The 6,158-nt window shown below is 63.1% G+C and carries 7 protein-coding genes and 1 riboswitch; of the genes, 6 read left to right on the forward strand and 1 reads right to left on the reverse strand.

The annotated features are described in order from the left end of the window. Positions 1-33 precede the first annotated feature (33 nt). Positions 34-245, forward strand: a riboswitch (cobalamin riboswitch). 52 nt (positions 246-297) lie between these two features. Next, positions 298-978, forward strand: coding sequence for an energy-coupling factor ABC transporter permease (locus FNA46_RS12115; RefSeq protein WP_143125463.1), 681 nt, complete (start codon positions 298-300; stop codon positions 976-978). A gap of 80 nt (positions 979-1,058) precedes the next feature. On the opposite strand, the gene FNA46_RS12120 is transcribed toward FNA46_RS12115, so the two are convergent. Then, positions 1,059-1,388 carry a cupin domain-containing protein gene (locus FNA46_RS12120; RefSeq protein WP_143125464.1) on the reverse strand — a complete coding sequence of 110 codons (330 nt, stop codon included), beginning with the start codon at positions 1,386-1,388 and terminating at the stop codon, positions 1,059-1,061. A 242-nt stretch (positions 1,389-1,630) separates the two neighbouring features. Between FNA46_RS12120 and FNA46_RS12125 the strand changes: the two genes are divergently transcribed. The 5 genes from FNA46_RS12125 to FNA46_RS12145 all read left to right on the forward strand — a co-directional run. Then, positions 1,631-2,374, forward strand: coding sequence for a FadR/GntR family transcriptional regulator (locus tag FNA46_RS12125; protein ID WP_143125465.1), 744 nt, complete (start codon positions 1,631-1,633; stop codon positions 2,372-2,374). A gap of 97 nt (positions 2,375-2,471) precedes the next feature. Beyond that, positions 2,472-3,983, forward strand: a complete 1,512-nt coding sequence (locus FNA46_RS12130; RefSeq protein ID WP_143125466.1) for an ABC transporter substrate-binding protein — start codon at positions 2,472-2,474, stop codon at positions 3,981-3,983. 69 nt (positions 3,984-4,052) lie between these two features. Beyond that, the gene (locus tag FNA46_RS12135; protein WP_143125467.1) at positions 4,053-5,000 is read left to right on the forward strand and encodes an ABC transporter permease; all 948 of its coding nucleotides are present in this window, start codon (positions 4,053-4,055) and stop codon (positions 4,998-5,000) included. Continuing rightward, positions 4,997-5,866, forward strand: a complete 870-nt coding sequence (locus FNA46_RS12140; RefSeq protein WP_143125468.1) for an ABC transporter permease — start codon at positions 4,997-4,999, stop codon at positions 5,864-5,866. Before FNA46_RS12135 ends, FNA46_RS12140 begins: the two co-directional genes overlap by 4 nt. A gap of 24 nt (positions 5,867-5,890) precedes the next feature. Next, a partial coding sequence (locus FNA46_RS12145; protein WP_185969832.1) for a gamma-glutamyltransferase occupies positions 5,891-6,158 on the forward strand: 268 nt, incomplete at its 3' end.

The following is a 6,158-nucleotide window of genomic DNA, read 5'->3' on the forward strand; positions in this document are numbered from 1 at the left end:
CGCAATCCCTTGTTGCCAAGACCCTGCCGGCAACGATAACATCCCCGTGATGGTCCCGGCCTTCCTCAAGGGAAGCCGGGTTAAATGGGAACATGGTGGGGCGCCTCAAGGCGCCGAAACCATGGCTGCCCCCGCAACTGTAAGCGGCGAATGACGTCCGGATGCCACTGGCTTCAAGAGAGCTGGGAAGGCGGGCGAAGTGAGGAACCGCGAGCCAGGAGACCAGCCATCGGAGCCGGGCGGAGACGCCTTTTTCATTTTCCAGCCGCGCGGTGGGCGCGGACAAGAGGGACCAAGATGCATATCGAACCAGGCGTCGTTGACGGCGCAAAGATCATTCTCAGCTATGCCACGGCGGCCGTGGGCTTCGGCCTGACGGTGAAGATGGCGGCAGACGGCCTGCGCGACAACGGCGGTTTGCCGGCGCTTGCGCTGCGCAGCCTCGCCACGACCGCGCTGGTGTTCTGCTTCTTCGAAGTGCTGCCGCATCATCCGGTCGGCGTTTCGGAGGTTCACCTCATTCTGGGCTCGACCCTTCTGCTGCTGTTTGGGGCCGGCGCTGCGGCCATCGGACTGGCGGCTGGCCTCCTGTTGCAGGGCCTGTTCTTTGCCCCGTTCGATCTGCCGCAATACGGCATGAACGTGACCACGCTGCTCGTGCCGCTGTGGGGCATCAGCCTGCTGGCCCGGCGCATCATTCCCCGCCGCACCGCCTATGTGGATCTCAGATACGGCCAGGCCCTGGCGCTCTCGACCGCCTATCAGGGAGGCATCGTGGCCTGGGTCGCCTTCTGGGCGCTTTACGGCCATGGGTTCACCGCGGAAAACCTCGGCAATGTCGGTGCCTTCGGCCTTGCCTATATGAGCGTCATCCTGCTCGAACCGCTGATCGATCTCGCGGTGCTGGCGGCGGCCAAGTCGCTCAGCCGATTCAGCCGAGGCCCGCTGTTCAACATCCGTCTGCATCAGGCGGCCTGATCGTCTTTCGCAACAGCAATACAGATGCCGCGCGTGACACTGTCCGCGCGGCATTTTTTAATGCTTTGGCGTCGATCCCGTCAGGGTGTCGGCACGGCCAGAAAATCGTCGCGGCGCGGCGTGAAGCAATCGATGAGTTCCCCGGCCTCCAGGCACTGGCAGCCGTGCTCGACATTGCCGGGAATGACGAGGCTGTCGCCCGGGGCAAGCTCATAAGGGACGCCATCGCGGAAGAAGCGGAACCGGCCGCTCGCCACATAGGTGGACTGCACGTGCGGATGCTTGTGCAGCTTGCCTTCCGCGCCGGTCTCGAACCGGAAGGAGACCACCATCAGGTCGGCATTTTCGGACAGGACCCGGCGGTGCACACCGGCATCGGGGGAAACGGTCGGATAGGTGGGAAGGCTCATCGGGATCCTCGTGACTGATGTCTTTCTTGTCATACAAGATGAACATGCTATCTGACAAGATGGTCACTCGGCCTCTTTCCAACCTTGTCTTTGCATTCCGCAGAGGCAGAGAGGCGCGCGATGTGTCGTCAAATCCGTCGGCCTGCCTCTTTCTCGGGCTTGCATCATTTGTGTCCAGATTATGGCTTGACACCCTTCGCAGATGATGGCTGGATTGAACCAATCTGAAATTGGTTCCAAAAATGGTTCAGCCCCAAAGCCACCCCGACAATGCCAATTATGCGCTGGAAAAGCTGCGCGAGCTGCTGCGCGCCGGGGGCTTCGGGGTGGACGGCAAGCTGCCGACGGAGCGTGATCTCGCGGAGCGTCTCGGCGTCGGCCGGCGTGCCGTGCGCCAGGCCCTGGAAGTGCTGGAAGCTGAAGGCGAAGTCTGGCGTCGCCAGGGTGCCGGAACTTTCCTCGGGCAGAAGCCGGACGCGCTTTCGGCCGATGTCGGCGCCATCGTCGCCGGAACCGATTTCATGGAGATCATGGAGGTGCGTCTGCGCATCGAGCCGCAGCTGGCGCAGCTGGCGGCGCTGAGGGCCAGAGCGCCGGAATTGGTTCGCATGCGCGAACTGGCACGCAAGATTCGCGAGAGCGACGACGCCGATGCACGTGAACTCTGGGATGGTGCACTTCACCGGCAGATCGCCCAGAGCGCGCGCAACCAGCTGTTCCTGAGCATCTTCGACCTTATCAACCACGTGCGGCAGGACGAGGCGTGGCAGGCCATCCGCGAACGCGCGCGCAACGGCGATGCGGTGAAAATGGCCTATGCCCAGCATGAGGACATCATCGATGCCATTGCCGCGCGCGATCCCGCGCGGGCAGCCGAAACCATGCGCCGGCACCTGCTGATGCTGCAGGAGCGTCTCATCCGCGAGACCTCCCATGACGGACAGGATGCTGCCATGCCGCCGACCGGTGAACCCGTTTTGGCCTGAGATTGCGGCGGGCGCGCGCGCCCGTCGATTGGGGGACGCCGGAGGTTACAAGCCGGCACCAGTGAAAGAGACACGGATCGATCAGAGGAGAATGATCATGAACGGATTTTTGCGCCTGACGACGGCGCTTGCCTTTGGCGTGTTGACGGCTCTGCCGGCTGCCGCTGCAGACCTGAAAATCGGCCTGCAGGATGATGCCGATGTGCTGGACCCGGCCCAGTCGCGCAGCTTCGTCGGCCGCATCGTCTATACCGCGATGTGCGACAAGCTGGTCGACGTGTCGCCGGACCTCAAGATCGTGCCGCAGCTGGCGACTGGCTGGAAGTGGTCCGATGATGGCCTGAAGCTGGTCATGACGCTCCGGGACGGCGTGAAGTTCCACGACGAAACCACGATGGATGCCGCAGCCGTCGTCGCCACCATCGAGCGCAACCTGACGCTGCCGGAATCGCGTCGCAAGAGCGAGTTGTCCTCTGTCGCCAAGGTTGAAGCGACCGGGCCGCTGGAGGTGACCTTCACGCTGAAGCAGCCGGATGCCACGCTGCTGGCCCAGCTCTCCGACCGCGCGGGCATGATCGTCTCGCCGAAGGCCGCCAAGGAACTTGGCGCCAATTTCGGCTCGAAGCCGGTTTGCGCCGGTCCCTTCAAGTTCGTCGAGCGCGTGCAGCAGGACCGCATCGTGCTCGAGAAGTTCAAGGATTACTGGAACAAGGACGCCATCTTCATCGACAAGGTGACCTACCTGCCGATTCCGGATTCCACCGTACGCCTTGCCAACCTGCGCTCCGGCGATCTCGACATGATCGAGCGCCTGGCGGCGACCGACGCCCAGTCGGTCAAGGGCGATGGCAAGCTGAAATACGAGGCCGTCGTCAATATCGGCTACATGTCGCTCTATGCCAATGTCGGCAACGGCGCGCGCGCCAACAACCCGTTCGGCAAGGACAAGCGGCTGCGTCAGGCTTTTTCGCTTGCCATCGACCGCGAAGCGCTGATGCAGATCGTCTATGAAGGCACCGCCGTTGCCGGCAATCAGCCCTTCCCGCCGAACAGCCCCTGGTATGACAAGAACATCCCGGTGCCGGCCCGTGACGTCGCAAAGGCCAAGGCGCTCGTCAAGCAGGCCGGTTTCGACCGCGTCCCGGTCGAGATGCAGGTGCCCAACAACCCGGTTGCACAGCAGATGATGCAGATCGTCCAGTCGATGGTCGCCGAAGCCGGCTTCGACGTGCAGCTGAAATCCACGGAATTTGCCACGCTGCTCAACGAGCAGACGGCCGGCAATTACCAGCTCAGCCGCTCCGACTGGTCAGGCCGTGTCGATCCGGATGGCAATATCCACCAGTTCGTCACCTGCAATGCGGGCCTCAACGACACGAAGTACTGCAATCCCGAGGTCGACAAACTGCTGAACGCGGCACGCGCCTCGACGGACGAGACGGTGCGCAAGCAGAAGTATGATGCCGCCGCGGCCATCCTCAACGATGACCTGCCGATGATCTATCTCGGCCACCAGTCGTGGATCTGGGCGATGAAGAAGAGCGTCAGCGGTTTCGTGCCCAATCCCGATGGCATGATCCGTCTGACGGGAATGAAGAAGGAAGGCTGAGGTCTTCCCGGGTGCCGCGGAGTTCAGCCCGCGGCACCCCCTCCGCTCTATCCCTGAAAAGGAAGGCGCATGCCTGTTTTCATCGCAAAGCGTCTGCTGGTCGCGCTTCCGACGCTGTTGATCATTTCCATCTTCGTCTTCTCCCTCCAGAAGCTTCTGCCGGGTGATCCGGTGCTGGCCATGGCGGGTGAAGAACGTGACCCGGCAGTTCTCGAACTGCTGCGGGAAAAGTACCATCTGAACGACCCGATCCCGGTCCAGTATGTGCGATGGCTGGGCGGCGTCGTGCAGGGCGATCTCGGCATGTCCCTGCGCACCAACCAGCCGGTCCTCGAACTCATCAAGGAAAAGCTTCCGGTCACCATCCAGCTGGCGATCATGTCGATGATCTTCGCCTTCGCGATCGGTGTGCCCATGGGCATTCTGGCGGCGGTGAAAAAGAACACGGTTCTGGATTACGTGGCGAGCCTTTTGGCGCTTTCCGGCCTGTCAGTGCCGAATTTCTGGCTTGGCATCATGCTGATCCTGCTGGTTTCGGTGCAGCTCGGCTGGCTGCCGGCCTCCGGCTACGAATCCATCTTCGTCGATCCCGTGCGCTCGCTGCAGACGATGATCATGCCCGCTTTCGTACTGGGCAATGCACTGGCCGCCACGCTGATGCGCCACACCCGCTCGGCGATGCTCGGCGTACTTTCCGCCGATTATATCCGCACCGCCCGCGCCAAGGGGCTTTCGCCGCGCGAGGTCGTGCTGTCGCACAGCTTTCGCAATGCGCTGTTGCCGGTCATCACGCTGACTGCACTCCTGTTCGGCGAGCTGCTGGCGGGCGCCGTGCTGACCGAGCAGATCTTTACCATTCCGGGTTTCGGCAAGCTCATCGTCGATGCCGTCTTCAACCGCGATTACGCGGTGGTGCAGGGCGTCGTGATGTGCACCGCTCTTGGTTTCATCCTGATGAACCTGATCGCCGACGTGCTGTATGTCCTGCTCAACCCGCGTCTGAGGGCCAATCTATGACCGCCATCGAACAGACAGGCATGCCGCCGGCGCGCGCCGAAAGCCGCGCCTGGCGCAAGCTGAAAAGGAGCCGCAGCGCGCTGGCGGGGCTTGTGATCATCGCCTTCTTCGCGCTGCTTGCCCTTGCTGCGCCGATCCTGCCGATCCCGGACCCGATCGCCACCAGCTGGTCGGCCATCCGCAAGGCGCCGTCCGCCGCTCACTGGCTCGGCACGGACGATCTTGGCCGCGATATTCTCTCCCGGATGATCTGGGGTGCCCAGGCCTCGCTTCTGGCAGGTATCGTTTCGGTTGCCATCGCCGTCGTGATCGGTGTGCCCTTCGGCATCCTCGCCGGCTATTTCGGCGGCTGGGTGGATCTCGTCATCTCCCGCATCACCGAAGCCTTGCTCGCCATGCCCTTCCTGATCATGGCGATCGCGCTTGCCGCCTTTCTGGGGCCGAGCCTCAGCAATGCGATGATCGCGATCGGGTTGACCGCCATGCCGATCTTCGTGCGGCTGACGCGCGGCCAGGTTCTGGCCGTCAAGCAGGAGGATTATGTGGAGGGTGCGCGCTCCGTCGGCCTCGGCCATCTCGACATCATGTTGCGCTACATCCTGCCCAACGTCACCGCCCCGATCATCGTGCAGGCGACGCTGACTGTTGCGACCGCCATCATCGCGGAAGCCAGCCTCTCCTTTCTCGGCCTCGGCCAGCAGCCACCGGCGGCCAGCTGGGGCTCCATGCTGAACGTTGCGAAGAACTTCCTCTCCCAGGCCCCCTGGATGGCGATGTGGCCGGGCGCCGCGATCTTTCTGGTGGTGATCGGCTTCAATCTTCTCGGCGACGGGCTGCGCGATGCGCTCGACCCGCGCGAACACTGACATCGGACATGAAGGGCAAGACCCATGACTGACTTTACCACGCGTCCCGAAATCCTCGGCACCTTCGGCGTCGTCACCTCCACCCACTGGATCGCCTCGGCCGTCGGCATGAGCATTCTGGAAAAGGGCGGCAATGCCTTCGATGCAGCCGTCGCCACCGGCTTCGTGCTGCAGATCGTCGAGCCGCATCTGTGCGGCCCGGGTGGCGACATGCCGGCGATCATCTATTCGAAGAAGACCGACAAGGTGGAGGTGATCTGTGCGCAGGGGCCGGCGCCGGCCGGCGCCACCA

The sequence above is a fragment of the Affinirhizobium straminoryzae genome (assembly GCF_007004135.1).
GTDB classification, from domain to species: domain Bacteria; phylum Pseudomonadota; class Alphaproteobacteria; order Rhizobiales; family Rhizobiaceae; genus Neorhizobium; species Neorhizobium straminoryzae.